32 protein-coding genes are annotated in these 25,384 nt (G+C 41.4%); 4 read left to right on the top strand and 28 right to left on the bottom strand.

Annotation, left to right across the window (positions count from 1 at the left end; genetic code table 11):
• Positions 1-45: 45 nt before the first annotated feature.
• From accC to QM469_RS06170, 12 genes are all read right to left on the bottom strand, one after another.
• Positions 46-1,413, bottom strand: coding sequence for an acetyl-CoA carboxylase biotin carboxylase subunit (accC, locus tag QM469_RS06225; RefSeq protein ID WP_414276293.1), 1,368 nt, complete (start codon positions 1,411-1,413; stop codon positions 46-48).
• An 11-nt stretch (positions 1,414-1,424) separates the two neighbouring features.
• A complete protein-coding gene (gene fabZ / locus QM469_RS06220) occupies positions 1,425-1,847 on the bottom strand; it encodes a 3-hydroxyacyl-ACP dehydratase FabZ (RefSeq protein WP_414276292.1) in 423 nt (140 codons plus the stop codon).
• Positions 1,844-2,287 carry an acetyl-CoA carboxylase biotin carboxyl carrier protein gene (gene accB / locus QM469_RS06215; protein WP_414276291.1) on the bottom strand — a complete coding sequence of 148 codons (444 nt, stop codon included), beginning with the start codon at positions 2,285-2,287 and terminating at the stop codon, positions 1,844-1,846. The genes fabZ and accB overlap by 4 nt, the downstream gene beginning before the upstream one ends.
• A gap of 2 nt (positions 2,288-2,289) precedes the next feature.
• Positions 2,290-3,525, bottom strand: coding sequence for a beta-ketoacyl-ACP synthase II (fabF, locus tag QM469_RS06210; RefSeq protein WP_414276290.1), 1,236 nt, complete (start codon positions 3,523-3,525; stop codon positions 2,290-2,292).
• A 22-nt stretch (positions 3,526-3,547) separates the two neighbouring features.
• Positions 3,548-4,282 (bottom strand): 3-oxoacyl-[acyl-carrier-protein] reductase, encoded by a 735-nt coding sequence (gene fabG, locus QM469_RS06205; protein ID WP_414276289.1) that lies wholly within the window; start codon positions 4,280-4,282, stop codon positions 3,548-3,550.
• A gap of 33 nt (positions 4,283-4,315) precedes the next feature.
• Positions 4,316-5,236, bottom strand: a complete 921-nt coding sequence (fabD, locus tag QM469_RS06200; protein WP_248034679.1) for an ACP S-malonyltransferase — start codon at positions 5,234-5,236, stop codon at positions 4,316-4,318.
• Positions 5,229-6,203, bottom strand: coding sequence for an enoyl-[acyl-carrier-protein] reductase FabK (fabK, locus tag QM469_RS06195; protein WP_414276288.1), 975 nt, complete (start codon positions 6,201-6,203; stop codon positions 5,229-5,231). The genes fabD and fabK overlap by 8 nt, the downstream gene beginning before the upstream one ends.
• A 116-nt stretch (positions 6,204-6,319) precedes the next feature.
• Positions 6,320-6,544: an acyl carrier protein gene (locus tag QM469_RS06190; RefSeq protein ID WP_000257838.1), complete on the bottom strand. Its 225-nt coding sequence runs from the start codon at positions 6,542-6,544 to the stop codon at positions 6,320-6,322.
• A gap of 56 nt (positions 6,545-6,600) precedes the next feature.
• On the bottom strand, positions 6,601-7,575 hold the full coding sequence (locus QM469_RS06185) for a beta-ketoacyl-ACP synthase III (protein WP_248034681.1): 975 nt from the start codon (positions 7,573-7,575) through the stop codon (positions 6,601-6,603).
• Complete coding sequence (locus QM469_RS06180) at positions 7,575-8,009, bottom strand: MarR family winged helix-turn-helix transcriptional regulator (RefSeq protein WP_075232026.1); 435 nt, start codon at positions 8,007-8,009, stop codon at positions 7,575-7,577. Before QM469_RS06180 ends, QM469_RS06185 begins: the two co-directional genes overlap by 1 nt.
• 91 nt (positions 8,010-8,100) lie before the next feature.
• Positions 8,101-8,886 carry an enoyl-CoA hydratase gene (locus QM469_RS06175; protein ID WP_414276287.1) on the bottom strand — a complete coding sequence of 262 codons (786 nt, stop codon included), beginning with the start codon at positions 8,884-8,886 and terminating at the stop codon, positions 8,101-8,103.
• Between the two features lie 110 nt (positions 8,887-8,996).
• Positions 8,997-9,557 (bottom strand): hypothetical protein, encoded by a 561-nt coding sequence (locus QM469_RS06170; protein WP_248034683.1) that lies wholly within the window; start codon positions 9,555-9,557, stop codon positions 8,997-8,999.
• A gap of 158 nt (positions 9,558-9,715) precedes the next feature.
• On the opposite strand from QM469_RS06170, the gene QM469_RS06165 reads away from it, so the two are divergent.
• The 3 genes from QM469_RS06165 to serS all read left to right on the top strand — a co-directional run bounded on the left by QM469_RS06165 (position 9,716) and on the right by serS (position 12,942).
• Positions 9,716-11,080: an aspartate kinase gene (locus QM469_RS06165; RefSeq protein ID WP_414276286.1), complete on the top strand. Its 1,365-nt coding sequence runs from the start codon at positions 9,716-9,718 to the stop codon at positions 11,078-11,080.
• A gap of 2 nt (positions 11,081-11,082) precedes the next feature.
• On the top strand, positions 11,083-11,454 hold the full coding sequence (locus QM469_RS06160; protein ID WP_049508922.1) for a DUF956 family protein: 372 nt from the start codon (positions 11,083-11,085) through the stop codon (positions 11,452-11,454).
• A 213-nt stretch (positions 11,455-11,667) separates the two neighbouring features.
• Positions 11,668-12,942 (top strand): serine--tRNA ligase, encoded by a 1,275-nt coding sequence (gene serS, locus QM469_RS06155; protein ID WP_000884217.1) that lies wholly within the window; start codon positions 11,668-11,670, stop codon positions 12,940-12,942.
• Positions 12,943-13,040: 98 nt separating this feature from the next.
• On the opposite strand, the gene groL is transcribed toward serS, so the two are convergent.
• The 7 genes from groL to QM469_RS06120 form a co-directional block, all read right to left on the bottom strand.
• Positions 13,041-14,660: a chaperonin GroEL gene (groL, locus tag QM469_RS06150; RefSeq protein WP_320692799.1), complete on the bottom strand. Its 1,620-nt coding sequence runs from the start codon at positions 14,658-14,660 to the stop codon at positions 13,041-13,043.
• Positions 14,661-14,678: 18 nt separating this feature from the next.
• Positions 14,679-14,960: a co-chaperone GroES gene (gene groES, locus QM469_RS06145; RefSeq protein ID WP_414276285.1), complete on the bottom strand. Its 282-nt coding sequence runs from the start codon at positions 14,958-14,960 to the stop codon at positions 14,679-14,681.
• A 155-nt stretch (positions 14,961-15,115) separates the two neighbouring features.
• Positions 15,116-15,511, bottom strand: coding sequence for a single-stranded DNA-binding protein (locus QM469_RS06140; RefSeq protein ID WP_049527040.1), 396 nt, complete (start codon positions 15,509-15,511; stop codon positions 15,116-15,118).
• A gap of 75 nt (positions 15,512-15,586) precedes the next feature.
• Positions 15,587-16,348: an SDR family NAD(P)-dependent oxidoreductase gene (locus QM469_RS06135; RefSeq protein WP_414276284.1), complete on the bottom strand. Its 762-nt coding sequence runs from the start codon at positions 16,346-16,348 to the stop codon at positions 15,587-15,589.
• A gap of 41 nt (positions 16,349-16,389) precedes the next feature.
• Positions 16,390-17,016, bottom strand: coding sequence for a YtpR family tRNA-binding protein (gene ytpR / locus QM469_RS06130; RefSeq protein WP_414276283.1), 627 nt, complete (start codon positions 17,014-17,016; stop codon positions 16,390-16,392).
• Between the two features lie 13 nt (positions 17,017-17,029).
• Positions 17,030-17,347 (bottom strand): thioredoxin family protein, encoded by a 318-nt coding sequence (locus QM469_RS06125; protein ID WP_414276282.1) that lies wholly within the window; start codon positions 17,345-17,347, stop codon positions 17,030-17,032.
• Positions 17,344-17,634, bottom strand: coding sequence for a DUF4651 domain-containing protein (locus QM469_RS06120; RefSeq protein WP_414276281.1), 291 nt, complete (start codon positions 17,632-17,634; stop codon positions 17,344-17,346). The genes QM469_RS06125 and QM469_RS06120 overlap by 4 nt, the downstream gene beginning before the upstream one ends.
• Before the next feature lie 164 nt (positions 17,635-17,798).
• Here QM469_RS06120 and QM469_RS06115 point away from each other — a divergent pair, with 164 nt between their 5' ends.
• Positions 17,799-18,104 (top strand): DUF898 family protein, encoded by a 306-nt coding sequence (locus QM469_RS06115; protein WP_414276280.1) that lies wholly within the window; start codon positions 17,799-17,801, stop codon positions 18,102-18,104.
• A 37-nt stretch (positions 18,105-18,141) separates the two neighbouring features.
• Here the strand turns inward: QM469_RS06115 and QM469_RS06110 are convergent, their stop codons facing one another.
• The 9 genes from QM469_RS06110 to rnpM all read right to left on the bottom strand — a co-directional run bounded on the left by QM469_RS06110 (position 18,142) and on the right by rnpM (position 25,375).
• Positions 18,142-18,396 carry a DUF1912 family protein gene (locus QM469_RS06110; RefSeq protein ID WP_414276279.1) on the bottom strand — a complete coding sequence of 85 codons (255 nt, stop codon included), beginning with the start codon at positions 18,394-18,396 and terminating at the stop codon, positions 18,142-18,144.
• A 9-nt stretch (positions 18,397-18,405) separates the two neighbouring features.
• Entirely contained in the window at positions 18,406-19,740 is a 1,335-nt protein-coding gene (locus QM469_RS06105; RefSeq protein ID WP_414276278.1) for a DUF438 domain-containing protein, read from the bottom strand.
• On the bottom strand, positions 19,740-19,973 hold the full coding sequence (locus QM469_RS06100; protein ID WP_000368731.1) for a DUF1858 domain-containing protein: 234 nt from the start codon (positions 19,971-19,973) through the stop codon (positions 19,740-19,742). Before QM469_RS06100 ends, QM469_RS06105 begins: the two co-directional genes overlap by 1 nt.
• Before the next feature lie 321 nt (positions 19,974-20,294).
• On the bottom strand, positions 20,295-20,477 hold the full coding sequence (locus QM469_RS06095) for a hypothetical protein (protein ID WP_414276277.1): 183 nt from the start codon (positions 20,475-20,477) through the stop codon (positions 20,295-20,297).
• Between the two features lies 1 nt (position 20,478).
• Positions 20,479-21,258, bottom strand: coding sequence for a hypothetical protein (locus tag QM469_RS06090; protein WP_414276276.1), 780 nt, complete (start codon positions 21,256-21,258; stop codon positions 20,479-20,481).
• 159 nt (positions 21,259-21,417) lie between these two features.
• A complete protein-coding gene (gene rbfA, locus QM469_RS06085) occupies positions 21,418-21,768 on the bottom strand; it encodes a 30S ribosome-binding factor RbfA (RefSeq protein ID WP_049527021.1) in 351 nt (116 codons plus the stop codon).
• A gap of 251 nt (positions 21,769-22,019) precedes the next feature.
• On the bottom strand, positions 22,020-24,773 hold the full coding sequence (gene infB, locus QM469_RS06080) for a translation initiation factor IF-2 (RefSeq protein ID WP_414276275.1): 2,754 nt from the start codon (positions 24,771-24,773) through the stop codon (positions 22,020-22,022).
• A gap of 16 nt (positions 24,774-24,789) precedes the next feature.
• A complete protein-coding gene (locus tag QM469_RS06075; RefSeq protein ID WP_049504276.1) occupies positions 24,790-25,089 on the bottom strand; it encodes a YlxQ-related RNA-binding protein in 300 nt (99 codons plus the stop codon).
• On the bottom strand, positions 25,082-25,375 hold the full coding sequence (gene rnpM / locus QM469_RS06070) for an RNase P modulator RnpM (RefSeq protein WP_414276274.1): 294 nt from the start codon (positions 25,373-25,375) through the stop codon (positions 25,082-25,084). The genes QM469_RS06075 and rnpM overlap by 8 nt, the downstream gene beginning before the upstream one ends.
• Positions 25,376-25,384 lie beyond the last annotated feature (9 nt).

Raw genomic sequence — 25,384 nt, 5'->3', positions numbered from 1 at the left:
AGGCGAAGCTGACGCGGTTTGAAGAGATTTTCGAAGAGTATTACATTATTCTTTTTCTTGATAGTGTGGTAAGAAAGTTTCCATCAAGAATGAAGTATCGTAGTCCCCTGCTATCACTCGACGATCTGAAATCAGATCCAGTTGGAAATCAGCATTGGTGACCACCCCTTCAATTTCGAGTTCATAAAGAGCTCGTTGCATTTTCATGAGTGCATCAAAACGATTTTCACCATGAACAATAATTTTAGCAATCATACTATCATAGTATGGCGGAATGGTATAACCAGGATAGACTGCTGAATCCACACGCAAGCCCACACCACCACTTGGTAGATAAAGATTGGTAATCTTACCTGGACTTGGTGCAAAATTAAAGGCTGGGTTTTCCGCATTGATACGGCACTCAATAGCATGTCCTTTTAGAACAATATCTTCCTGCTTCAAAGTCAATGGTTGACCTGCTGCGATACGGATTTGTTCCTTGACAATATCCACACCAGAAACAAATTCGGTTACTGGATGTTCTACTTGGATACGCGTATTCATCTCCATAAAGTAGAATTTACCACTTGCTTCATCTAGTAAGAATTCAATGGTACCAGCGTTTTCGTAGCCTACAGACTCCGCTGCACGTACTGCCGCTGCACCAATTTCATTACGAAGGGTTTTTCCAATAGCAATCGAAGGACTTTCTTCTAAAACCTTTTGGTTATTCCGTTGAAGCGAACAGTCACGCTCACCTAGGTGAATAACATGACCCATCTGGTCAGCAAGAATCTGTACTTCAATATGGCGAGCAGGATAGATCACACGCTCAAGGTACATCGCTCCATTACCAAAGTTGGCTTTGGCTTCACTAGAGGCTGTTTCAAAGGCTGACACGAGATCTTCTGCTTTTTCAACCTTACGAATCCCTTTTCCACCACCTCCAGCTGAAGCTTTCAGCATAACTGGATAACCAATTTTTTCAGCAATAGCAAGAGCCTCTTCTGCAGTATGGACTTCTCCATCTGAACCCGGAATGACGGGAACATTAGCCTTAATCATTTGAGCACGGGCGTTAATTTTATCTCCCATGATATCCATGACACGAGCTGATGGTCCGATAAATTTAATCCCAACTTCTTCACACATGGTTGCAAATTTGGAATTTTCACTCAAAAATCCAAATCCAGGGTGAATAGCTTCAGCTTCAGTCAAGACCGCAGCTGATAGGATGGCATTGATGTTCAGATAAGATTCTGCAGCCTTCCCAGGGCCGATACAGATAGCCTCATCAGCCAAAAGCGTGTGGAGAGCTTCCTTGTCAGCAGTCGAATAGACAGCGACTGTTGCGATTCCTAACTCTCGTGCCGCACGAATAATACGAACAGCAATTTCACCACGATTGGCAATTAAAATCTTACAAAACATGGAAAACCTCCCTAGTTTCCAATAGCAAAGGTCAGAGTCCCGCTTGCTGCAAGCTTACCATCTACTTCTGCCTTCGCTTCTACTACGGCGATTGTGCCACGACGTTTGACAAACGTTGCTGTCATGACAAGCTGATCACCAGGAACAACTTGTTTCTTAAACTTAACCTTATCCATGGCAGCATAGAAGACAAGCTTCCCTTTGTTTTCAGGTTTTGATAATTCCAAAACACCTGCTGTCTGAGCCAAGGCTTCCATAATGAGGACTCCTGGCATAACTTGGTATTGAGGAAAATGACCGTTGAAGAAAGGTTCGTTAATCGTTACATTTTTAATGGCAACGATTGTATCTTCACTAACTTCTAAGACACGATCTACTAAGAGCATGGGATAACGGTGAGGCAAAGCTTCTTTAATTCCTTGAATATCAATCATTTGATACGTACCAAGCCTTTCCCAAACTCAACCATTTCTTCATTAGCAACAAGAATTTCTGTTACGACACCATCTTTAGGTGCTGGAATTTCGTTCATGACCTTCATAGCTTCGATGATGACCAGAGTTTGGCCTTTTTTAACAGTATCACCGACTGAAACAAAATTAGGTTTGTCTGGTCCGGCAGCCAAGTAAGCAACTCCGACAAGTGGACTTTCTACAAGATCCCCTTCATCTTCAGATTCACTAGCACCTGATTCTGAAACTGCTTCTACAATTGGTGTTGTAGTTGGAGCTTGAGGTGCTGGACTTGCTTCTGCAACAAGTTTCGCTTCATTCTTACTGAAGACCAACTCATCCGTTCCATTTTTATAAGAAAATTCTCTCAAGCTTGACTGGTCAAATTGCGCCATCAAGTCTTTGATTTCATTTAAATTCATCTTTACTTATTCTCCCAACGTTTGAAAGCAAGAACTGCGTTATGCCCACCAAATCCAAAAGTATTTGAGATAGCATATGGAATTTCTCGTTCCAATCCTTGTCCATAGATAACGTTTGCTTCAATGTAGTCTGATAATTCTATCGTTCCAGCTGTCATTGGAACATAGCTTTGACGAATAGCTTCAATAGTAGCGATTGCTTCAACAGCCCCTGCCGCTCCTAGCAAATGGCCTGTAAATGACTTAGTTGAAGATACAGGTACTTCCTTACCAAGAACCGCTACGATAGCACCACTTTCTCCCTTTTCATTAGCAGGAGTTGATGTACCGTGAGCATTGACATAGGCTACTTGGTCTGGTGTGATTTCAGCTTCCTCCAAGGCAAGTTTGATAGCTTTAATAGCACCTTGGCCTTCTGGATATGGTGAAGTCATATGGTAGGCATCACAAGTATTCCCGTAACCGACAACTTCTGCTAAGATAGTCGCTCCCCGTTTTTCAGCATGCTCTAAACTTTCAAGGACTAACATACCTGATCCTTCACCCATAACAAATCCATTACGGTCTTTGTCAAATGGAATAGAAGCACGAGTTGGATCCTCTGTTGTTGAAAGAGCTGTTAAGGCTTGGAAACCAGCGATCGCAAATGGTGTAATAGAGGATTCTGAACCACCAACTAGCATGATATCTTGGAAACCAAATTTGATAGAACGGAAGGCATCTCCAATTGCATCATTTGAAGAAGCACAAGCAGTATTGATAGATTTACAAATACCATTAGCACCAAAGCGCATAGCAACATTTCCTGAGGCCATATTTGCTAAAGCTTTTGGAAGGGTCATCGGTTTCACACGTTTTGGACCTTTTTCATGAAGGCGAATGACTTGATCTTCGATTTCCTTGATTCCACCAATACCTGAAGCAACGATAACACCAAAGCGATCCTTATCCAGAGCTTCTACATCAAGACCTGCATGATTAACGGCTTCTTGGGCTGCATATAGCGCATACAAAGAATAAGCATCAAAACGATTGGTATCTTTTTTTACAAAATATTTGTCAAAAGGAAAATCTTTGATTTCTGCCGCATTATGCACTGCAAATTCACTATGATCAAACTTAGTAATTTCACCAATTCCAATCTTACCAGTTTTTAAGCTGTTCCAAAATTCTTCTGGTGTGTTGCCAATTGGAGATGTTACTCCATAACCTGTCACTACTACTCGATTCAGTTTCATTCTTCTACCTCTATTTTAACTCTTATTGCATGGTTAGTCCACCGTCAATTGCAATTACTTGTCCTGTTAGATAATCTTGACTAGCAAGAAAGACTGTCACATCAGCCACCTGCTCTGCTTGTCCAAACTGTTTCATCGGAATTTGCGCCAACATGGCATCCTTTACTTTATCTGTCAAGACAGCGGTCATATCCGATTCAATCATTCCTGGCGCAATAGCATTTACTCTCACATTACGATTAGCAACCTCACGTGCTACAGACTTGGTAAAACCAATCAATCCTGCTTTTGAAGCAGCATAGTTCGCTTGACCGATATTTCCCATCAAACCAACAACACTCGACATGTTGATAATGGCACCCTCACGAGCTTTTAGCATCTGTTTCAAGACTGCTTGTGTCATATTGAAGGCACCCGTTAGATTGACTTTTAAGACCTTCTCAAAGTCTACTTCTGTCATCTTGAGCAGGAGAGTGTCTTGGGTAATCCCAGCATTGTTGACTAAAACATCAACTGAACCCAGCTCTTCAATGGCTTGGTCCACCATGCGCTTAGCATCTGCAAAATCTGAGACATCTCCAGAAATGGCTAGAACCTTGACACCGTATGGTTTAAATTCAGCTAGAAGCTCCTCAGAGATTTCACCACGACTATTCAAGACAACGTTGGCTCCCAAGCTGGCAAATTTATGAGCAATGGCAAGACCAATTCCTCGACTTGAGCCTGTAATAAAGACATTTTTCTGTTCTAGTTTCATGTTTCTCCTTTCAGAACTTCTACCTCATGAAATTTAATTCTCTAGAAGTGCTTCTAAGCTTGCTTGATCTTCCACATTAGCAAGTTGAGCTGTTTTATTAATCTTTTTAACGAATCCTGACAAGACTTTTCCAGGACCAATCTCGATAAAACGAGTGACACCCGCTTCTTGCATGACTGCAATACTTTCATAAAAACGAACGGGTTCCTTAACTTGACGAGTCAAAAGTTCTGCAATTCGTTCTTTTTCCATGACCTTTGCTTCTGTATTGCCAACAAGTGGACAAGCAAAGTCAGAAAACTCAACTTCTGTCAGGGCTCGAGCTAGTTTTTGACTAGCAGGTTCCAATAAAGCTGTATGGAAAGGACCAGAAACATTTAGCGGAATCAAACGTTTTGCTCCTGCTTCTTGCAAGAGTTGAACCGCACGATCTACCGCCACTACCTCACCACCAATAACAATTTGACTCAGCGTGTTGTAGTTAGCTGGAGTTACAACACCAAGTTGAGAAGCTTCTTGACAAGCTTTTTCAATCACTTCAACTGGTGTATTTAGCACAGCTACCATTTTCCCTGATCCTACTGGTGCTGCTTCTTCCATATAAGACCCACGTTTAGCAACTAGAGCCACTGCAGCTTCAAAATCCAAGGCACCACTAGCTACCAGGGCAGAGTATTCTCCAAGAGACAAACCTGCCACCATATCAGGCTGGTAACCTTTTTCCTTTAGTAGTCGGTAAATAGCAACGGATGTAGCTAAAATAGCTGGTTGCGTGTAACGAGTCTGATGTAGCTTCGTTTCATCGTTATCAATCAAGTCACGAAGGTCATAACCTAAGACTTGGCTAGCTTGATCGATTGTTTCCTTGACGATAGCATATTGGTCGTATAGCTCACGTCCCATTCCAAGGTACTGGGCTCCTTGACCTGCAAATAGAAAGGCTGTTTTAGTCATTTCTTGTAACTCCTGCCCAACGAGCAGCTTCTGCTTGAATCTTTTCAGCTGCACCGTAGTAAATATCTTTTAAGATTTCTTCAACGGTTTCTTCCTTGGAAACAAGCCCTGCAATTTGACCTGCCATAACAGATCCACCATCCACATCTCCGTGAACAACCGCTTTGGCTAGAGCACCTGCTCCCATTTGTTCAAAAATTTCCAAATCAGGATTTTCTTGTTTAAAGGCCTCTTTTTCAGCTTTTTCAAAATCACGAGTCAACTGATTTTTAATTGCACGAACAGCATGTCCAAAGTGTTGAGCTGAAATCGTAGTATCGATATCTCTAGCTTTTAAAATTTTCGCTTTATAGTTTGGATGGGCGTTTGATTCTTTAGCAACTACAAAACGAGTTCCTACTTGCACAGCTTCTGCACCGAGCATAAAGCCAGCAGCGGCTCCCTCACCGTCTGCAATGCCTCCAGCTGCAATAACAGGGATAGAAACAACAGCTGCAACTTGACGAACCAAGGTCATAGTTGTTAGTTTACCGATGTGTCCACCTGCTTCCATACCTTCTGCAATAACAGCATCTGCACCGATTTTTTCCATCCGTTTAGCCAAAGCTACGCTAGGAACTACAGGAATAACGGTGATTCCTGCTTCATGAAATCGATCCATATATTTACTTGGGTTTCCTGCACCAGTTGTGACTACCTTAACCCCTTCTTCAATGACGAGGTCAACAATATCATCAACAAATGGAGACAGAAGCATAATGTTGACACCAAAAGGCTTATCTGTTAAAGATTTAATCTTATCGATATTAGCTTTAACCACTTCTTTAGGAGCATTTCCTCCACCGATGATACCTAGACCACCTGCTTTTGAAACAGCTCCAGCAAGGTCACCATCTGCAACCCAGGCCATTCCCCCTTGAAAGATAGGATATTTAATGTTCAATAATTCTGTAATACGTGTTTTCATAGTGCCTCCATGAGTCTTGCTTAGGTAATAGTTCGACCACATTATACTTTGACTGTCAAACTATTACCTGAACAAGAGGGAGCGGGTTCCCCCTACTCCTTCTTCATTTATTTTAATTATTTTGTTTGCTCTTCAACGTAGGCAACCAAGTCACCAACTGTTTTCAAGTCATCTTCTGCTTCGATTTGAATATCAAAAGCATCTTCAATTTCTGAGATTACTTGGAACAAGTCCAATGAATCTGCATCCAAATCATCAAAAGTAGATTCAAGTGTTACTTCTGATGCATCTTTTCCAAGTTCTTCAACGATAATTTCTTGTACTTTTTCAAATACTGCCATGATAGACTCCTTTAAAATAAATAGTTTTTATAACAATGTGTTCACCACATGATTACCTAAATTGTAACAATAAGCGTGCCCCATGTCAAACCTCCGCCGAAGCCTGACAAGAGAATTTTTTGGCTTCCATCCAAACGAATGAGCCCTTCCTCTACACACTCTGAAAGTAGAATCGGAATACTTGCCGCACTGGTATTTCCATACTTGGTCATATTGGCAGGAAGCTTGTCTCGATCTACACCGATCTTTCTAGCCATTTTATCTAGAATGCGGATATTAGCTTGGTGAAGCAGGAGATAATCTAGTTCTTCTGCCGACAGAGGACTCTCTTCTATGGTATTTTTTATAGACTTAGCAACATCTCGAATCGCAAAATCAAAAACTGCTCGGCCGTCCATTCTCAAGAAAGCATCTGGATTTTCTTGAACTGAAAATGGCGAAGTCAAGCCTGTCTGCCCATAGGTCAAGCACTCACTACGTGAACCATCGCTATTGAGACTCTCCGCTAGGAAATGTTGCTTATCGCTTGCTTCTAACAAGACGCCACCAGCTCCATCTCCAAATAGGACAGCTGTTGAACGATCTGTCCAGTCCAAGGTTTTGGACATAGTTTCACTACCGATGACCAAGCCCTTGCCAAATCGTCCAGATGATATGAATTTCTCAGCAGTTGAAAGGGCAAAGGTGAAACCACTACAAGCGGCAGTTAGATCAAATGCAAAGGCCTTACGAGCACCAATACGAGCCTGTACACGTGCTGCAGTAGAAGGCATCATTGAGTCAGGTGTCATCGTAGCTAGGATGATAAAATCCAACTCTTCCGCAGAAATCCCTGACTTCTCTAGGAGTTGTTTTGCAACTTCCGTTGCCAAATCTCCTGTTGATTCTGTCTTAGAAATGCGACGTTCCTTAATCCCAGTTCGACTTGAAATCCATTCATCACTCGTATCCATAACCTGAGCCAAATCTTCATTTGTGACAATCTGCTCTGGAACATAATGAGCAACCTGGCTTATTTTCGCAAAAGCCATTATTTCAAATCCTCCAAAAATTGATAAAGATTGGTCAAACCTTTACTCATGACATCCATTTCCTCTGGGCTCATGCCTTCGATGATCCTTTCGACCATGGCCTTGTGAAAACGTCTATGGAGCCGATGTACCAAGCGACCTTTCTTTGTCAAATGCAGATGTACTACACGACGATCCTGATCTGATCGCAAGCGCTCGATATAACCTTTTCGTTCCAAGTTGTTCAAGCTAGTTGTCACGGTTCCTAGAGTTACCATCAACTCTTTGGACACTTGACTTGGAGTCACATCTGGAAACTTGCCAATCACATCGATCGTGTGCATTTCCTTGATGGAGATATCCTTGAAACGACTACCTCTCAAACTCACTTCCTCAATCACAAGGACGTTATTAAAAATAGATGTTAAATAGTCATTGATCCGTTGGTAGTCCAATTTTCTTCCCTCCCTCATCAAAAAAGTTTAACTATCAAAACATTTGACAAGAAAAGTATATCAAACTTCAAAGAATTGCGCAAGTATTTTATTATTTCCCCAAAAATTTTGGACGTCTTCTTTCAGAATGTGCACGAACACCTTCTTTGAAATCCTCCGTATAAGATAGAGATTTTTGCAATTCCAATTCTAGCTGTGCGTACTCGTGCCACTGCTTAAACTCGCTCTCCCAGACTAACTTCTTAATAGCAGCATAGGAGTTAGAGGAGCCTCTTCTCAACTTCTTCAACAATTGTTCTCTTGTCTTTTCCAGTTGATCACTAGCACACATACGATAGACAGCACCTGCTTCTAAAGCATTCTCAGCTGTAAAAGCTTCACCGGTCATGGCAAGCTGCGTTGCCCGAGTCGTTCCTAGCGATCGTGTCAGCAAGAATAAACCTCCCGCGTCTGGAGCCAAGCCCACACCTACAAAGGCCTGGATGAATTTAGCTCTGTCAGAAGCAATACAGAAATCAACTGCCAAGGCCATATTAGCCGCCGCCCCAGCAACTGCTCCATCCACCTCCATAATGACTGGTTTAGGAATTTGTTTAATCTTATAGGAAATCGTATTTACTAACTCCGCGATTTGGGTGAGGGAGACAATATCATCCTCTTCAACAGCACGTTTCATTTCTACTAGATCGCCCCCAACAGAGAAGACTTTGCCGGGAGCATTAATGAGAACAAACGAAACCGAAGCATCTTTTTCAGCCAATTCCAATGCTTCTAGAATTTCTTGACACATAGGAATATGAAAACCATTGGCCACCTCAGGACGATTTAAAGTTAGTATCGCTAAATCGTCTTGAACTTGATAGAGAATATGATCCATAGCCACTCCTTTCAAATTACAATGATGTTTAAATTATTTTATTTTCAAATTATATATTTTTCTTGTTTATAAGACAAGAGAAAAATCGACCGAAAGTGTCTCGGCCGATTTTAAAAGCTTAGTTTGGTCTCTAAAAATACAGGAAAACCAGTACTTGTATCATCCATAAAATCATAAATCACTTCAAGCATTCGTCCTCCTTCTCTCTGATAGAGCTGTGCTTGGTTGGGTCCCTTATGGTAGAATTCTCCTGAAACCATGTAAAAAACACGATTTGGATCTTCAAGGTAGGCAAAAAGATTTCCTGTAAAAGGAACTTCCTTATCCCCATCCTTGTCGACCAGACTTGCAGCTAAGAGTTTCGTGATTCCTCTAAATTGTCCACTCTCATCTGTTTGACAGTAAAACTTGACTCTAGCTTCATAGTTAGGATTGACGATAATCTTTTCAGAGAGAATTCGATAAGTCCTTGACTGACTATCTGACAAGCCGATAGATAAGATAATTTTAGCCCTCTCAACTGATATCTGACCTTCCTGAGCATACTCAATCGCTAATTCTTCTCCGGTCAAACGACCACTGGGAAGAGGATGAGAAGTTGCTCCTATATTTGTAGGATTCATCACGAAGGTAAGGACTAGTAGTATTAAACAAAACACTCTTTTAATCATCTTTCCCAACTCCTTTCATCAGAAGAGTCTTTCCCCCTACATCTTTATTATAAGCTTTCTTGATGAGACATTCAAACAATTATATAGGAAATTTTCCAGATTGAAAAAAGCCCCTCTTTCTGCTATAATCGTATAAAATACTTACTTTAGGAGTTCTTATGAAGGTTGTTAAATTTGGTGGAAGCTCGCTTGCCTCTGCTAGTCAATTAGAAAAAGTTTTAAATATTGTCAAAAGTGACCCAGAACGTCGTTTTGTGGTTGTATCTGCCCCTGGTAAACGTAATTCTGAAGATACTAAGGTTACAGATGCCTTGATTAAATACTACCGCGACTATGTAGCTGGTAACGATATCAGTAAACGTCAAAACTGGATTATTGATCGTTATGCTGCCATGGTTAGCGAATTAGGTCTTAAACCAGCCGTTTTAGATAAAATTTCAAAAAGCATCCGTGCTCTCGCAACTCTTCCAATTGAAGACAATGAATTTCTCTACGATACCTTCCTTGCTGCAGGGGAAAACAACAATGCCAAATTGATTGCAGCCTACTTTAACCAAAATGGCTTGGAGGCGCGTTATGTTCATCCTAGAGAAGCTGGTATCGTCGTTACGAGCGAACCTGGAAATGCACGTATCATCCCATCAAGTTACGATAAAATCGAGGAATTGACAAATTCAACTGAAGTTCTTGTTATCCCTGGTTTCTTCGGTGTTACGAAAGAAGATCAAATTTGTACCTTCTCACGTGGGGGTTCAGATATCACTGGTTCTATCATTGCTGCTGGTGTCAAGGCTGACCTCTATGAAAACTTTACGGATGTAGATGGAATCTTTGCAGCCCACCCTGGTATTATCCATAAGCCACACTCTATCCCTGAATTGACCTACCGTGAAATGCGTGAATTGGCTTATGCAGGTTTCTCTGTCCTTCATGACGAAGCCCTTCTTCCTGCCTACCGTGGGAAAATTCCTCTTGTCATTAAAAATACCAACAATCCAGACCACCCAGGTACTCGCATTGTGCTACAACATAGCAGCGACAAATTCCCAGTTGTTGGAATCGCTGGTGATTCTGGCTTTGTCAGCATTAATATGTCTAAATATCTGATGAACCGCGAAATCGGTTTTGGTCGTAAAGTTCTTCAGATCCTTGAGGACCTTAATATTGGTTGGGAACACATGCCAACTGGTATCGATGACCTGTCTATCATCTTACGTTCACGAGAATTGACTCCGATCAAGGAAGAAGAAATCCTTCGTCAGTTAGTCCAAAAAGCAGAGGTAGACCACGCTGAAATCGAACACGACCTGTCTATCATTATGATTGTTGGGGAAAAAATGAAGCGTCATATCGGGGTAACTGCTACAGCCACTCGTGCCTTATCTGAGAACAACATCAACATCCAAATGATGTCACAAGGCTCTAGTGAAGTTTCTATCATGTTTGTTGTCCATAAAGACCAAGAAAAAGCCGCTCTTAAAGCTCTCTACCAAGCATTTTTCGGTGAAAATAAGGAAGACTAAACATGGCACAATCCCTCAACAAGGTCGTCGACTTGCAAACAACTGGAACTTCCTATCTCTCCATTACAGGAAAGGTTGGAAAATTTCTGGTTGGAGATCATGCGCTAGAATTTTACGCAGATCGAAATGTCGAGGACTATATTCAAATTCCATGGTCCAGCATTAATCAAATCGGAGCCAATGTTTCAGGCCGCAAGGTTAGTCGTCATTTTGAAATCTTTACAGATCAAGGAAAATTTCTCTTCGCCTCAAAAGACTCTGGAAAAATTCTTAAAATAGCTCGTGAAAAACTGGGAAATGACAAGGTAGTCAAACTTCCTACCTTAGTCCAAATCATTGGTCGAAAAATTAAAAATCTATTTGCAAAAAAATAGAAAGTTTAGTATAATCATAGAAACGGATAAGTAGGTTACTTACTTCTTTCAGAAAGTCTGCGGGTGCTGCGAGCAGATAGAAGATTTAATTGAAATTCTACCGTTGTTACAAACTAAATACATAATCAAGTGCACACCTGTGAAGTTGGATGGAACCGTGGCCCTGCCACTCCAACGCTTTGTCGGGTGTGCTTTTTTCATAAAGGAGTTTATATGTTAGATATCAAACGTATTCGTACAGACTTTGATGCTGTCGCAGAAAAACTAGCTACACGTGGTGTAGATGCTGCTATCTTGAACGAGATGAAAGAAATCGATGCCAAACGACGTGACATCTTGGTCAAGGTTGAAACTCTCAAGGCTGAACGTAACACAGTTTCTGCTGAGATTGCACAAGCTAAACGTAACAAGGAAAATGCCGATGACAAGATTGCTGCGATGCAAACCCTCTCTGCCGAGGTAAAAGCTCTTGATGCAGAATTGGCTGAAATCGATGCTAAATTGACAGAATTTACCACTACACTTCCAAATATCCCAGCTGATAGCGTGCCTATCGGTGCAGACGAAGATGATAATGTAGAAGTTCGCCGTTGGGGAACTCCTCGCGAGTTCGACTTTGAACCAAAAGCTCACTGGGATCTAGGTGAAGATCTTGGTATTCTTGACTGGGAACGTGGTGGGAAGGTAACTGGAGCGCGCTTCCTCTTCTATAAAGGCCTCGGGGCTCGTTTGGAACGTGCTATCTACAACTTTATGTTGGATGAACATGGAAAAGAAGGCTACACTGAAGTCATCACACCTTACATGGTTAACCATGATTCTATGTTCGGTACAGGACAATATCCAAAATTCAAAGAAGATACATTTGAATTGAAAGATACGAACTACGTCCTCATTCCTACAGCTGAAGTTCCTCTGACCAACTACTACCGTGATGAAATTCTTGATGGAAAAGACTTGCCAATCTACTTTACTGCTATGAGCCCATCATTCCGTTCTGAAGCTGGTTCAGCTGGTCGTGATACTCGTGGTTTGATTCGTTTACACCAATTCCACAAGGTAGAAATGGTGAAATTTGCTAAACCTGAAGAATCATATGAAGAACTTGAAAAGATGACAGCTAACGCTGAAAATATCCTTCAAAAACTCAACCTTCCATACCGTGTAGTTGCTCTTTCTACAGGAGACATGGGCTTCTCTGCTGCTAAGACTTATGACTTGGAAGTATGGATTCCTGCGCAAAATACTTATCGTGAAATCTCAAGCTGTTCAAATACAGAAGATTTCCAAGCTCGTCGTGCCCAAATCCGTTACCGTGATGAAGCCGATGGTAAGGTTAAACTTCTTCATACTTTGAATGGTTCTGGACTTGCTGTTGGACGTACAGTCGCTGCTATCCTTGAAAACTATCAAAACGAAGATGGTTCTGTGACCATTCCAGAAGTTCTTCGTCCATACATGGGTGGAGCTGAAGTTATCAAACCATAATTAAATAGATGTAAAAAGAGGAGGCTGAGCTTCCTCTTTTTGAGTAATTCAAAAGAAACAGGTAGAAATCTTTCATTCTACCTGTTTTTATTTATTTCTTAGTAGCCACCCATCATAGATGGATCCATAGCTGGCGCTGGTGCAGCAGGTTCTGGTTTATTCGCTACGACTGCTTCTGTTGTTAGAATTAAGCTTGCTACTGAAGCTGCATTCTGAAGGGCTGAACGGCTAACCTTAACAGGATCGATAATTCCTGCTTCAATCATGTTGACCCATTCACCTGTTGCAGCATTGAAGCCTGTTCCAAGCTCTGCATTTTTCAAACGATCGATAACAATTGAACCTTCATAACCTGCATTATAAGCGATTTGGCGTACAGGTTCTTCCAAGGCACGAAGAACAATGTTACGTCCTGTTGCTTCATCACCTTCTAACTCCAAGGTCGCAACAGCAGAGATAACATTGACAAGGGCAGTACCACCACCTGCAACGATACCTTCTTCAACAGCTGCGCGAGTCGCATTGAGAGCGTCTTCGATGCGGAGTTTCATTTCTTTCAATTCTGTTTCTGTTGCAGCACCAACCTTGATAACTGCTACCCCACCTGACAACTTAGCCAAGCGTTCTTGGAGTTTTTCACGGTCAAATTCTGAAGTTGTTGTTTCAATTTGTGATTTTATGACAGCAACACGGTTAGCAATTGCTTCAGGATTACCTGCACCTTCTACAATGACTGTACTATCTTTATCAACAGACACTTTAGCTGCTTGACCAAGTGCTTCAATGGTAGCATCTTTCAATTCAAGACCAAGATCTTCTGTGATAACAGTTCCGCCTGTCAAAATGGCAATATCTTCCAGCATAGCCTTACGACGATCACCAAATCCAGGCGCCTTAACAGCAACGACGTTGAAGGTTCCACGAATTTTGTTCAAAACAAGAGTTGGAAGAGCTTCACCGTCAACATCGTCTGCAATAATCAAAAGTGGACGACTGCTTTGAAGAATGCTTTCTAGAAGTGGCAAGATTTCTTGGATATTTGAAATCTTCTTATCTGTAATCAAAATGTATGGATTTTCAAGGTCTGCAACCATTTTTTCATTGTCAGTGACCATGTACTGTGATAGATAACCACGGTCAAATTGCATTCCTTCTACAACTTCAAGCTCTGTTTCCATCCCACGTGATTCTTCAATGGTGATGACTCCATCCTTGCCAACTTTTTCCATGGCTTCAGAGATGTACTCACCAACTTTTTCAGAACGAGATGAGACAGCAGCAACCTGCGCGATAGCTTCTTTGTTGGCGACAGGAATAGCATTGTTCTTCAAGGCTTCTACAGCAGTTGCAACTGCTGCTTCAATCCCACGACGGATACCGATTGGGTTTGCGCCAGCCGTAACGTTTTTGATCCCTTCACGAACAATGGCCTGAGTCAATACTGTTGCAGTAGTTGTCCCGTCACCAGCGATATCATTGGTTTTAGAAGCCACTTCTGACACCAATTTGGCACCCATATTTTCAAAATGGTCTTCTAACTCGATTTCTTTGGCGATTGTTACACCGTCGTTGGTGATCAATGGAGAACCAAATGATTTTTCAAGCACAACGTTACGACCTTTAGGCCCCAAGGTTACTTTAACAGTATCAGCTAGGATATCAACACCACGAACCATAGCTGAACGTGCATCAGATGAAAATTTAATGTCTTTTGCCATACTTACTTTCTCCTTCTATTATTCCACGATTGCCAAGATATTTGCTTCACCTACGATGATATACTTTTCATCACCATCTTTGACATCAATACCTGCATGAGCTTCCACTAAAACCTGATCTCCAACTTTTACACTTGGAGCGACTAACTCACCGCTCAAGGTACGAACACCTTGTCCAGTAGCCACTACAGTAGCTGTTTTTGTTTTTTCTTGAGATGTTCCTGCTAGGACAAAGCCTCCGACAGTTTGTTCTTTTTCTTCAATTTTTAAGACCACACGGTCTCCTAATGGTTTCAACATTTGTTTTCCTCCATAACATAATCATATTGTTAGCACTCTTTATACATGAGTGCTAAACCATAGTTCTATTGTATCACTTGGTCAAAAATAGTCAAGAAAAAAGTCTGATTTATAGCACAAAAAGAGTTGGAGAAAATTCTCAAACTCTTGTCATTTTAGAATGGAAGTTCCTCTTCTTCCAAGACCAAATCTGCTAAGTCTTGTCCAGCATTATTTTCACGCATAGCACGTTGGGCGCGACTTTCTAAGAGTTGGAAGCCCGTACAGAGAACTTCTGTTACATAGTTGGTCTGTCCATTTTTCTCGAAGCGACGGGTACGTAGTTCCCCATCCACAGAAATGAGACTGCCTTTGCTTCCATAACTCGCCAAAGTTTCAGCAAGTTTGCCCCAGACTACAATATTGATGAAGTCTGCTTCACGTTCCCCATTTTGATCTTTATAACGGCGATTCACTGCGATAGTTGCTCGTGCAACAGACTTGTCATTGTTGGTTTTGTGCAATTCTGGTGTTGCCACAATTCTTCCAATAAGAATAATTTTATTAAACATTTTTTCATCCTCCTACTTATCTATTCGAAGGTAAAAGAAAAAAGTTACAAAATTTGTAACTTTTTTAAAATAATGTTAGTCTCTATGAATCATAAATCCAGTTGCTTGTTGATTGGCCATGATGGTCACATCTGTGATTTGCACACGACGAGGTTGGCTGGTCACATAAACCACAGCATCTGCGATATCTTGTGCCTGTAAGGCTTCGAGTCCCTGATAGACCGTTGCAGCCCGTTCCTCATCTCCATGGAAACGGACTTTTGAAAAATCAGTCTCTACAATACCAGGTTGAATGGTTGTCACCTTGATATCTGTCGCGATGGTATCAATCCGTAGTCCATCTGAAAAGGTTTTGACTGCAGCCTTGGTTGCTGAATAGACTGCTGCACCAGCGTAAGCGTAAATACCTGCGGTTGAACCCATATTAATGATATGGCCTTGATTTGCAGTCACCATAGAAGGCAAGAGACAACGAGTAACAGCCATCAAGCCCTTGACATTGGTATCCAGCATGGTCAGCATATCCAACTCTTCATAATCCTGATAGGGAGCTAAGCCTAAAGCAAGTCCAGCGTTATTGACCAATATATCAATCTGACCTACAGTCTCTATAATTTCCGAACAAACAGTCTTAACCATGCTCATATCCGTAACATCTAAAGGAAAGGTCCAGACTTTTTGATTTGGAAAGGCTTCTGCGAACTCAGTTTTGAGAGCTTCAAGTCTTTCTGTTCGACGTCCTGTGAGAACAATATTCTCACCTTTTTCTAGATAGGCACGCGCAATTGCTTCACCAATACCTGATGTTGCACCTGTAATGACTACATTTTTTGCCATCTTATTTCCCTCAAGCGAAGATTATAAATCACTTTTAGTGACTAAGCAGTCCAGTGCTTAGCTGGGTCAAAGGGTGTTCCAACTACCTGGTCGTCTGACAGTTCAATGACACCACGTTTTTGCGGAGCATTTGGCAAGGCAAGTTCACGAGGACTACACATCATCCCAAAACTCTTTTCCCCACGAAGTTCACCTGGGAAAATGAGATTGCCTTTGGGCATCATAGCTCCTGGAAGAGCGACAATGGTTTTCAAACCGACACGCGCATTGGGAGCACCTGCAACGATTTGCACTGTCTTGTCACTTGCGACTGCAACTTGGCAGATGTTGAGGTGGTCACTATCTGGATGAGCTACCATCTCGACAATCTCACCAACAACAAACTTAGGTTCCTTGTCATTAACAATTTCCTCTGTAAAACCTTCCGCCTGCAATTCTTGATTCAAACGAGCTACTTGGTCGTCTGTCAAGAATACTTGACCACGTTCCTCAATTTCGAATAAGCTAGAAACTTCAAAAATATTCCAAGCAACAGTTTCACCTGTTTCCTTTAGGAAAACACGCGCTACATTGCCTTTACGTTCAACATCTAGTTTGGCATCGCCACTGTTTTTCACGATGACCATAAGGACATCACCAACATGTTCTTTGTTATATGTAAAAATCATTCTTTCTTTTCTCCTATTTTAATCCTGCTAAAAAGTCGTTTATTTGTGCCTTGGTTTTACGATCACGATTGACAAAGCGTCCAATCTCCTTGTCCTTATCTAAGACAACAAGACTTGGAATCCCGTAAACATCCCAAAGTTTGGCTAAGTCCATGTACTCATCACGGTCTACTCGTATAAAGGTAAACTCTGGATTTGACTCTTCAATCTCTGGCAAAGCAGGGTAGATATAACGACAATCGCCACACCAATCCGCAACAAAAAGGAAGACCTTCTTGCCATCCTGCTCTACTAGATTTGCTAATTCTTCGATACTCTTAGGAGAAATCATAAGACTTCCTCCTCATAGATGAGATCTTCATCTTCATAGACAAAGGTATAGTGACGACCATCTTCAAAAATGACACCACCAACGAGACGTTCTAGGCTACTTTCGTACACTTGGACATAGAGAGTCGCTATCTCACCCATCTCTGAAAAGGAGTCACGCACAAGAGCGGTCAACTCTTCCTGCGTTTTCATGAGTTTGTGGTCATCGGCTACTTTCTTAGCTCCAAAAGCAAGTGCTCCGAGGCCTACTAATGCCAAACCTGTTTTAATGATATTTTTCGTTTTCATGCTAACATTGTAACACAAAAAGATAAGTAGGACAAATCGTGAATGCTATTTTCGTTTGAACTATATGTACCTCATTTCAAGAAATATTGACTCCTATCTCCTCCTATGGTACAACACCTCAAAGTAATGATTTACTTATCCATAAAATTCTAAGGAGACTCTATATGAACAAAGAAAGTTATTTTGACGGTGGATTACTCAGCTTTATTGGACACTCGATTGTCGCTTTTTTCATCATCGCCTTAACTCTAGAAATTGCCACACCTTGGGCCGTTTGTTTTATGCAAGGTTGGAAAGTCAGACATACTGTCATCGATGATCAACGTTTATATTTTGATGGAACTGGTGCCCAGTTATTTGGAAATTGGATCAAATGGTTCTTACTGACGATTATCACTCTTGAAATCTATTCATTTTGGTTAAAAATAAAAACAGAACAATGGATTACCAAGCATACCCATCATATGTAAAAAGTGCGGTTTATAGACCACACTTTTTTTATAGCTCTTAATAATATCTCTCACCAAACAAATCCTCTGGCAATTCATGAAAACCCTTGCCTGCCTTGAAATTTTCAAACTTGCCTAGCAAGAACTGGTAGGCATCCAAGCGACTTTCATAGCGAATCATGGCATCTTTAGCACGCTCATCTTGATCTTCTTCATAGACTTTTTGGCTTTCCTTATGCGCCATGTCATTGATCATGATCTGGGTATTGACCCAGGCTTCAAATTCTTTCATAAATTCTTGTTCGTAACTCATTGTTTCTCCTTATTCTATTCCTCGATAATAATCTGTATCAATCTCACGGTAAGGCTGGATATCCTGAACATACTCCAATACACCTTGAAATTCTCCATTTTCATCGTGTACTGCAGCATAGGTGATATGGACAAACTTACCTCGTGACTCGGACTTGAACCACATCTCGTACTTGTCCTTGACCCCGTCACGAAGACCTTTCATAATGGTCTTAACCTTATCAAGGTACTTGGGCGGATGACATAGCTCAACATTGCGCCCAACTTGAGACGGTGTCCGCTTGAAAATCATCTCTTTTGCTGGCGTATTGTCATTGTAATACTGGAAGATATCATCTTTATTGACAAAGGTAATCTCCATAGGCAAATGATTAAGGATAAGATTCGCCTGTTCAACTGAAAGATAGCCATTTCCAAAAGCCTGCTGACTATTTCGGTCCATCACTGCTTCCTTTTCCTTAGGTGTAAAGGTGATGGTAAACTGACCCTCTGGCGTATCAATCACTTGTTGAACCTGTCCATCTACAGTTTCTGACCGACTTGCTTCTTCTACACTTTTCTTCTCAACAAAGCTTTTACGTTCAGGAACCCATTTTTCAGATGGCCGGATGATCGCATAGCCATAAGCATCACTTTCCTCGGCAATCTGAATCCAGTCATCCTGGGTGAAGGATTCGAGCAGAATCATGAGGAGGATGGACTCTTCCTTGAAAATCATACTCTCAAATTCAGTCGCAAAAGCCTCAAAATCTGTCTTTACAATACCAATGGATGATTCTGGTAGTGACCTAACTGTCCCCAAGGCTTTTTGATAAAGTTCCCTGATTTGATCATCCACTCCCCACATGACTTTTGGAGGCGAATCATGTCCATAACGCTCCATGATAGGAAAGAAGAGTTTTTCCTTGCGCTGGTAGTGACGGTCGAACTGACCTACAAGCCCCATCTGACGAACCAACCCCTTACGCATCTCTGCAAGCATTTCCTCGTCTTCCATAGACTCATATGTGTCTAACAATCTTCGAACACGAATCAAGGCAGCACGGAGAGCTAGATTTTCATCCTTAAAAACACGCACAGGATGACCAGGATGATCGGTGTCCTCAACTTCGACACCCTTAACAGCATTCTTAAAGAGATTGGCATGAACATCACAGAGCTCCATGACGTCTTCAAATGTCACACCTGAGTCAGAGTTCATCAACTCGTGCTCCATGAGAGAAATCTCGATAGCTGATACACCTGTAAAGGTTGCATCAAAGCGTTCCTGAACGGATTCAGGGGAGGCTCCATTATGCAATTCTAATAAAATATCCCGTAGGATATGAATACGTTCATCTGCCATTAGTCTATTCCAATCACTTCGTAACCATTTGCTTCAAGTGTGCGCACAATCTTATCCATAGGAGTTCCCTCCAGTTTAGACCCCTGTTTGAGCGATACTTTTCGTCCGACTGTATTTCGCATCAAAGGATTTGCAAGAGGTTTAAAACCGAGTTCTACTAGGATATCTAAAACTTCTGGATGCTTGTCCACAACTTCCGCAACAGGAATAGATACATCAATGATATTGTCCATCATAACCTCCATCATATTCTCTAACAGTTTTTTCTTTTTTATTATACCACAAGGGCAAAGATTAAAAAACTAGCAGTAGAAGACTTGCTAGTTTATTTCGTATAATTTCATTATTTCTAATTATATAGACTTTTCCTAGTAAAACCTCAAAGTCTTATCCTTACCATGATCATCAGAGAAGTTTGAAAAACCAATCTATGATCTTGAAAAGAATTCTATAGAACAGTAATTGGAAGGCGAAAGAGATTAGAAACCAGAGAATTTTTATCAAACCAACAATTGGTGTTATAAAAAGAAGAGTGAAGAGTCTCCAAAAAGATTTCATTCTTTATCCTCCGGCTTCATTAACCAAGTAGCTGTATCCATAAGCTTATCTACGAGAACTAATTTTCCCAAACTAACGACTATGTTTTCATCTTTTTTTATGGTTTCTGCAACTTTTAAAGCTTGCCTTGTAAGAAGATAATTACCGTAGGTTTTGACCAGTACTGTTATGATCCCCATGTCAATCTCCTTCTATGATTTCCACTTCTTTTCGGATAGTGGCAACATCTCTTTGATATTGTGCTTCATCGTAGTTAATCAATTTGGACAATTCTTTTTGCAATCTTTCTCCCATGGGTTTCATGGTCGCAAAAGTTAAGCCACCTGATAGGACTCCACCTAAGATAGGAATAACTTTTCCCATCCCCTTAGCCAATCCTCCCTTAGTCAGATTCACTCCAAAGATTTTCAGAGCTTTTTCCAAAATTGGATACCAAAGAGTCTTTGTCAAAGCCTTTTTGTTTACAATTTTCATCACTTGCTTAGCAACTGTAACACCACCAGAACGAAGTAGAGCGCCCGCACCATTTACTCCCAACATCACTCCCAGATAGAGCAAGAGGGTATTTTTAGCTTCTTCGCTCAGCTCATTTCGCGAAGCCCAGAGATCATCATAGCCGTAAATATAGCCTAGCTCCTGGGCTAGTTTTAATGAAAATGCGTAAAATTGGGCTACATCTGTCGGAATGGTAACTGCCATGGCAATACCTCCTGGCAAACCTGCCAAAACAGATGTCCCACTTGCCAGTAAAACATTATCTTTAATACAGGCATTGGCCACTTGATCTAAGGTTTCCTTAGGTAATAAAGCTGTCGGCCCTTCTTCCAATAATCTAGGAATATCCTTTGAAGCCACTTTCTTAGAGAATTTATCCATTAAAAATTTTGACCGGTTCACTTTGACGACAGGAAGTTTTACTACCTGTTGCAACACATGCATCGCCACATCTTCTTTAGCCATCTCTATCTCCGTTTTTCATTCATATCAAGCTTTATCTTATCATATTTATGGAATAAATGATATTTTCAAGATTTATTTTCTTGATTTCTACTCATCTAATCTGACTAGACAATGACCTACTTATAGACACACAAAAAAGAGGGTTTCCCCTCTTTCTGCTTAATGTTTATCCAGATTGCGTAGCATTTCATCAATTTTGTTTCCATATTCGATGGATTCATCTTTGACAAAAGTTAAGTCTGGAATTTTGTACAATTTCAAATTGCGACCAAGTTCACGTTTGATAGTACCAGTTGCTTTTTCAAGTCCGACTTGAGCTTTCTGATTATCTGAAGCAAGATTACTCAAAATAGTGTAGTAAACCTTAGCCATAGATAAATCACCTAGCATCTGAACATCAGTGATAGTCACACCTTGGACACGCGGATCACGGACTTTCTTTTGCAAAATCTCATTGACTTCGCGCTTGATTTCCATGCCCACACGGTCCGTACGGAAATGATTTGCCATGCGTTTTCCTTTCTCTCAATTGAACCAAAAGCTAGGCCAGCAGACCTAGCTATTTTTAAACTTATTGATTTTCAATTCAAATTGAAACGAAGTTCAATTTGAACTTATCTGCTTCTTTCACCGTGGCGAAAGTGATTGGACTGATAATTCAATTCAATCACTGGGTATTTTGGGGACTCTAGGCTCAAAAATAAGCAATGAAACCATCGGTTTGCTTGTGTCCCTCACCACCTAAGAAAGGAGCAAAAACCTTATCTCTTGATTTCTTCCATGATATAAGCTTCAATCACATCATCCATCTTGATATCATTGTAGCCGTCAATCATGAGACCACCTTCACGGCCGTTTGTAACTTCTTTAACGTCATCTTTATAGTGTTTCAAGCTAGCTAGGGCACCATCGTAAATAACGACACCATCACGGATGACACGGACTTTAGAGTCGCGAGTAACTTTACCGCTGGTAACCATAAATCCACCGATTGTTCCCACTTTAGATACCTTGAAGGTTTCGCGGATGATCGCTTCACCGATAACTTTTTCTTTAAATTCTGGGTCAAGCATCCCTTTCATGGCTTCTTCCATCTCTTCGATAACCTTGTAGATGATACTGTGGAGACGGATTTCTACATCGTCAGCTTCTGCTTGTTGACGAGCTTGTGGTGTAGGACGCACGTTGAAACCAACGATAAAGGCATTTGAAGCCTCGGCAAGAGTCACGTCAGATTCATTGATAGCACCAACTGCTGAGTGAACAATAGTTACTTTAACGCCTTCCACATCAATCTTTTGAAGTGATGCAGAGAGAGCTTCAACAGAACCTTGTACGTCGGCTTTGATGATGACGTTAACTGACTTGAGTTCTCCTGCTTTAAGGGTATCAAAGAGGTTTTCAAGGCTAACACGTTGAGTAGCTTGACGTTGCTTCATAAGAGCACGTTTGGCACGTTCTTCACCAGCTGCACGCGCAGATTTTTCATCTTCGTAAACAGCAAAGTGGTCACCTGCCATTGGCGCTTCATTCAAACCAGTGATAGATACTGGTGTTGATGGGCCTGCAACCTTCACACGACGTCCAAGGTCGTTAGTCATAGCACGGACACGTCCGAAAGTATTTCCGACAACGATTGGATCTTGAACGTTCAAAGTACCTTGTTGGACAAGGAGGGTCGCAACTGCACCTTTTCCTTTATCCAAACGAGCTTCAATAACAGTACCAATGGCACGAACTGTTGGATCTGCTTTGAGTTCTTGGATTTCAGCCACAAGTAGAACAGTTTCCAAGAGTTCATCGATATTTTGGTTGAATTTAGCTGAGATTTCTACAAACTCAGAATCTCCACCCCAGGCAGTTGACATAACACCGTGTTCAGCCAATTCACCGATCACACGTTCTGGGTTGGCACCTGGTTTATCGATTTTGTTGATGGCTACGATGATTGGAACATTAGCAGCTTTTGAGTGGTTGATGGCTTCGATTGTCTGAGGCATAACCCCATCATCTGCCGCTACGACCAAGATAGTAATATCGGTAACAGAAGCACCACGCGCACGCATAGAAGTAAAGGCCGCGTGTCCTGGTGTATCAAGGAAGGTAATCTTCTTGCCATTTTCCACGATTTGGTAGGCACCGATATGCTGAGTGATACCACCTGCTTCTCCTGTTGCAACACGAGAATTACGAAGGGTATCCAAGAGGGTTGTTTTACCATGGTCAACGTGTCCCATGATAGTAACAACTGGTGGACGCTCTACAAGTTCATCTTCATTGAGATAACCATCTTCAGCGAAGAAACGTTCGATATCAGCATTGTCCACTTCAACCTTTTGTTTCGCATCAATACCGTAATCGACCATGAGGAGTTCGATTGTTTCACCGTCCAAGGACTGGTTTTGTGTCGCCATCACACCCATCATGAAGAGTTTCTTAACAATCTCAGCTGGTTCGCGTTTGATACGTTTTGCGATTTCCGCAACGGTCATACCATCTGTATATTCAAATTCTGTTGGCAATTCATGGAACTTACGCTCTGTAACAGGTTTTGGTGCCTGATTACGGTTATTTTTGTTATTGCCTTTTTTATTCTTTTTGTTATTGTTCCAGTTACTATTTCTTTGATTTCTCACTTGATTTTGACTACTTCGATTCTTTTGTTGTTTTCTAGGACCATCTTCTTCGTGATCGAAATCATCACGTTCTTTGTCTGGTCGGGCTTGTTTCTTACGACGTGTATCCACTACAGGTTCTTTAGCTGCAGGAGCAACTTCAACCACTGGTTGAACTGGCTGCGCTTGTTCAGCTAACTTAGCAGCTTCTTCAAAGATTTCCTCAGGTTCCTTGCGTTTGTTTGCTTGGGTCAAGGCTTCTTTAGCTGCTTGAGTTTGCTTGAAGCGTTCCTCACTTGAACGAGCATATTCTGCATTTTGCTCTGCCTTTAGAGCAGCTGCACGGGCTTTAAAGTCAACACGTGGGCCAGCTTGATTTGGACGGTTGTCCTCTTGCTTGCGGCGATCATTTCCGCGATTTTGCTGACCTTGTTGTTTTTTACCTTGATCATTGAATCGACGGTTGTCACGATTGCCTTGACCTTGTTTACCACCATTACGGTTATCATTTTTTTGACGATTCCCATTTTGTTGATGGTCACGGTTATTACCCTTATTTTGCTTGCGTCGTTCAGCCTGCTCTTTTGCACGTGCTTCACGCTCAGCCTTAAAGTTTCGACTCTGCGGTTTTGCTGGTGCCACTTTTTCTTCTTTAGGGGCAACAGCTGCTGCTGGTTTTGCCTCTTCCTTAGCGTCAACTGGCTTTGGAGCCACAGGTTTCGATTCTACCTTTGGAGCAGGAGCAGGTTTAAAACTTGCTACGATTTTTGAAGCAGCTGCTTCCTCCACACTTGATGAGTGGCTTTTTACATCCAAGCCCAACTCTTTTGCACGCGCTACAACTTCTTTACTTTCTTTTCCAAGTTCTTTTGCGATTTCGTACAATCTTTTCTTAGACAAATCATGTCCTCCTCTTCTATTCCATAAGAGACCTCATTTTCTTTGTAAATCCAGCATCTGTCACAGCCAAAACTTTTCTTGATTTTCCGACTGCTATGCTTAATTCCAGTGTTGAAAACACGGTAATAACTTCTACTTGATAATAATGACTTTTATCCTGAATCTTCTTGGTCAGGTTGGGGGCGGCATCATGAGCGAGAAATACCAGCTTTACTTTCTGGTCTTGAATGGCCTTGACCACCATTTCTTCACCCGAGATGATTTTCCCTGCTCTTTGAGCAAGTCCCAAGAGATTGGCAATTTTTTGCTTATTCAAGTCCTAACTCTCTTCTTTTCACTTTGTGATCGACATAGGCAATCAACTCGTCATAAAAGCTTTCTTCAACTTCCATACTAAAGCTACGGTTAAAGACTTTTTTCTTTTTGGCCTCAAGGGCTTCTGCATTGTCTAGCTTGATATAAGCGCCACGACCACTAGCCTTGCCTGTTGGGTCGATAAAGACCTGTCCTTCTTTGTTCTTGACAATACGGAGTAAATCTCGCTTATCAATCACTTCATTGGAAACAACAGACTTGCGCAAAGGGATTTTTCTAGTTTTCATCCTTCCCTC

Source organism: Streptococcus infantis, assembly GCF_047464215.1.
GTDB classification, from domain to species: Bacteria; Bacillota; Bacilli; order Lactobacillales; family Streptococcaceae; genus Streptococcus; species Streptococcus infantis_P.
Note: the sequence above shows the minus strand (reverse complement) of the source record. Positions and strands in the feature narration are given on the sequence as shown.

Bases quoted from the DNA above. Each gene is read 5' to 3' on its own strand.
- accC (WP_414276293.1), bottom strand. From the start codon at position 1,413: ATGTTTTGTAAGATTTTAATTGCCAATCGTGGTGAAATTGCTGTTCGT.
- fabZ (WP_414276292.1), bottom strand. From the start codon at position 1,847: ATGATTGATATTCAAGGAATTAAAGAAGCTTTGCCTCACCGTTATCCC.
- accB (WP_414276291.1), bottom strand. From the start codon at position 2,287: ATGAATTTAAATGAAATCAAAGACTTGATGGCGCAATTTGACCAGTCA.
- fabF (WP_414276290.1), bottom strand. From the start codon at position 3,525: ATGAAACTGAATCGAGTAGTAGTGACAGGTTATGGAGTAACATCTCCA.
- fabG (WP_414276289.1), bottom strand. From the start codon at position 4,282: ATGAAACTAGAACAGAAAAATGTCTTTATTACAGGCTCAAGTCGAGGA.
- fabD (WP_248034679.1), bottom strand. From the start codon at position 5,236: ATGACTAAAACAGCCTTTCTATTTGCAGGTCAAGGAGCCCAGTACCTT.
- fabK (WP_414276288.1), bottom strand. From the start codon at position 6,203: ATGAAAACACGTATTACAGAATTATTGAACATTAAATATCCTATCTTT.
- QM469_RS06190 (WP_000257838.1), bottom strand. From the start codon at position 6,544: ATGGCAGTATTTGAAAAAGTACAAGAAATTATCGTTGAAGAACTTGGA.
- QM469_RS06185 (WP_248034681.1), bottom strand. From the start codon at position 7,575: ATGGCTTTTGCGAAAATAAGCCAGGTTGCTCATTATGTTCCAGAGCAG.
- QM469_RS06175 (WP_414276287.1), bottom strand. From the start codon at position 8,886: ATGGATCATATTCTCTATCAAGTTCAAGACGATTTAGCGATACTAACT.
- QM469_RS06170 (WP_248034683.1), bottom strand. From the start codon at position 9,557: ATGATTAAAAGAGTGTTTTGTTTAATACTACTAGTCCTTACCTTCGTG.
- QM469_RS06165 (WP_414276286.1), top strand. From the start codon at position 9,716: ATGAAGGTTGTTAAATTTGGTGGAAGCTCGCTTGCCTCTGCTAGTCAA.
- QM469_RS06160 (WP_049508922.1), top strand. From the start codon at position 11,083: ATGGCACAATCCCTCAACAAGGTCGTCGACTTGCAAACAACTGGAACT.
- serS (WP_000884217.1), top strand. From the start codon at position 11,668: ATGTTAGATATCAAACGTATTCGTACAGACTTTGATGCTGTCGCAGAA.
- groL (WP_320692799.1), bottom strand. From the start codon at position 14,660: ATGGCAAAAGACATTAAATTTTCATCTGATGCACGTTCAGCTATGGTT.
- groES (WP_414276285.1), bottom strand. From the start codon at position 14,960: ATGTTGAAACCATTAGGAGACCGTGTGGTCTTAAAAATTGAAGAAAAA.
- QM469_RS06140 (WP_049527040.1), bottom strand. From the start codon at position 15,511: ATGTTTAATAAAATTATTCTTATTGGAAGAATTGTGGCAACACCAGAA.
- QM469_RS06135 (WP_414276284.1), bottom strand. From the start codon at position 16,348: ATGGCAAAAAATGTAGTCATTACAGGTGCAACATCAGGTATTGGTGAA.
- ytpR (WP_414276283.1), bottom strand. From the start codon at position 17,016: ATGATTTTTACATATAACAAAGAACATGTTGGTGATGTCCTTATGGTC.
- QM469_RS06125 (WP_414276282.1), bottom strand. From the start codon at position 17,347: ATGATTTCTCCTAAGAGTATCGAAGAATTAGCAAATCTAGTAGAGCAG.
- QM469_RS06120 (WP_414276281.1), bottom strand. From the start codon at position 17,634: ATGAAAACGAAAAATATCATTAAAACAGGTTTGGCATTAGTAGGCCTC.
- QM469_RS06115 (WP_414276280.1), top strand. From the start codon at position 17,799: ATGAACAAAGAAAGTTATTTTGACGGTGGATTACTCAGCTTTATTGGA.
- QM469_RS06110 (WP_414276279.1), bottom strand. From the start codon at position 18,396: ATGAGTTACGAACAAGAATTTATGAAAGAATTTGAAGCCTGGGTCAAT.
- QM469_RS06105 (WP_414276278.1), bottom strand. From the start codon at position 19,740: ATGGCAGATGAACGTATTCATATCCTACGGGATATTTTATTAGAATTG.
- QM469_RS06100 (WP_000368731.1), bottom strand. From the start codon at position 19,973: ATGGACAATATCATTGATGTATCTATTCCTGTTGCGGAAGTTGTGGAC.
- QM469_RS06095 (WP_414276277.1), bottom strand. From the start codon at position 20,477: ATGGGGATCATAACAGTACTGGTCAAAACCTACGGTAATTATCTTCTT.
- QM469_RS06090 (WP_414276276.1), bottom strand. From the start codon at position 21,258: ATGGCTAAAGAAGATGTGGCGATGCATGTGTTGCAACAGGTAGTAAAA.
- rbfA (WP_049527021.1), bottom strand. From the start codon at position 21,768: ATGGCAAATCATTTCCGTACGGACCGTGTGGGCATGGAAATCAAGCGC.
- rnpM (WP_414276274.1), bottom strand. From the start codon at position 25,375: ATGAAAACTAGAAAAATCCCTTTGCGCAAGTCTGTTGTTTCCAATGAA.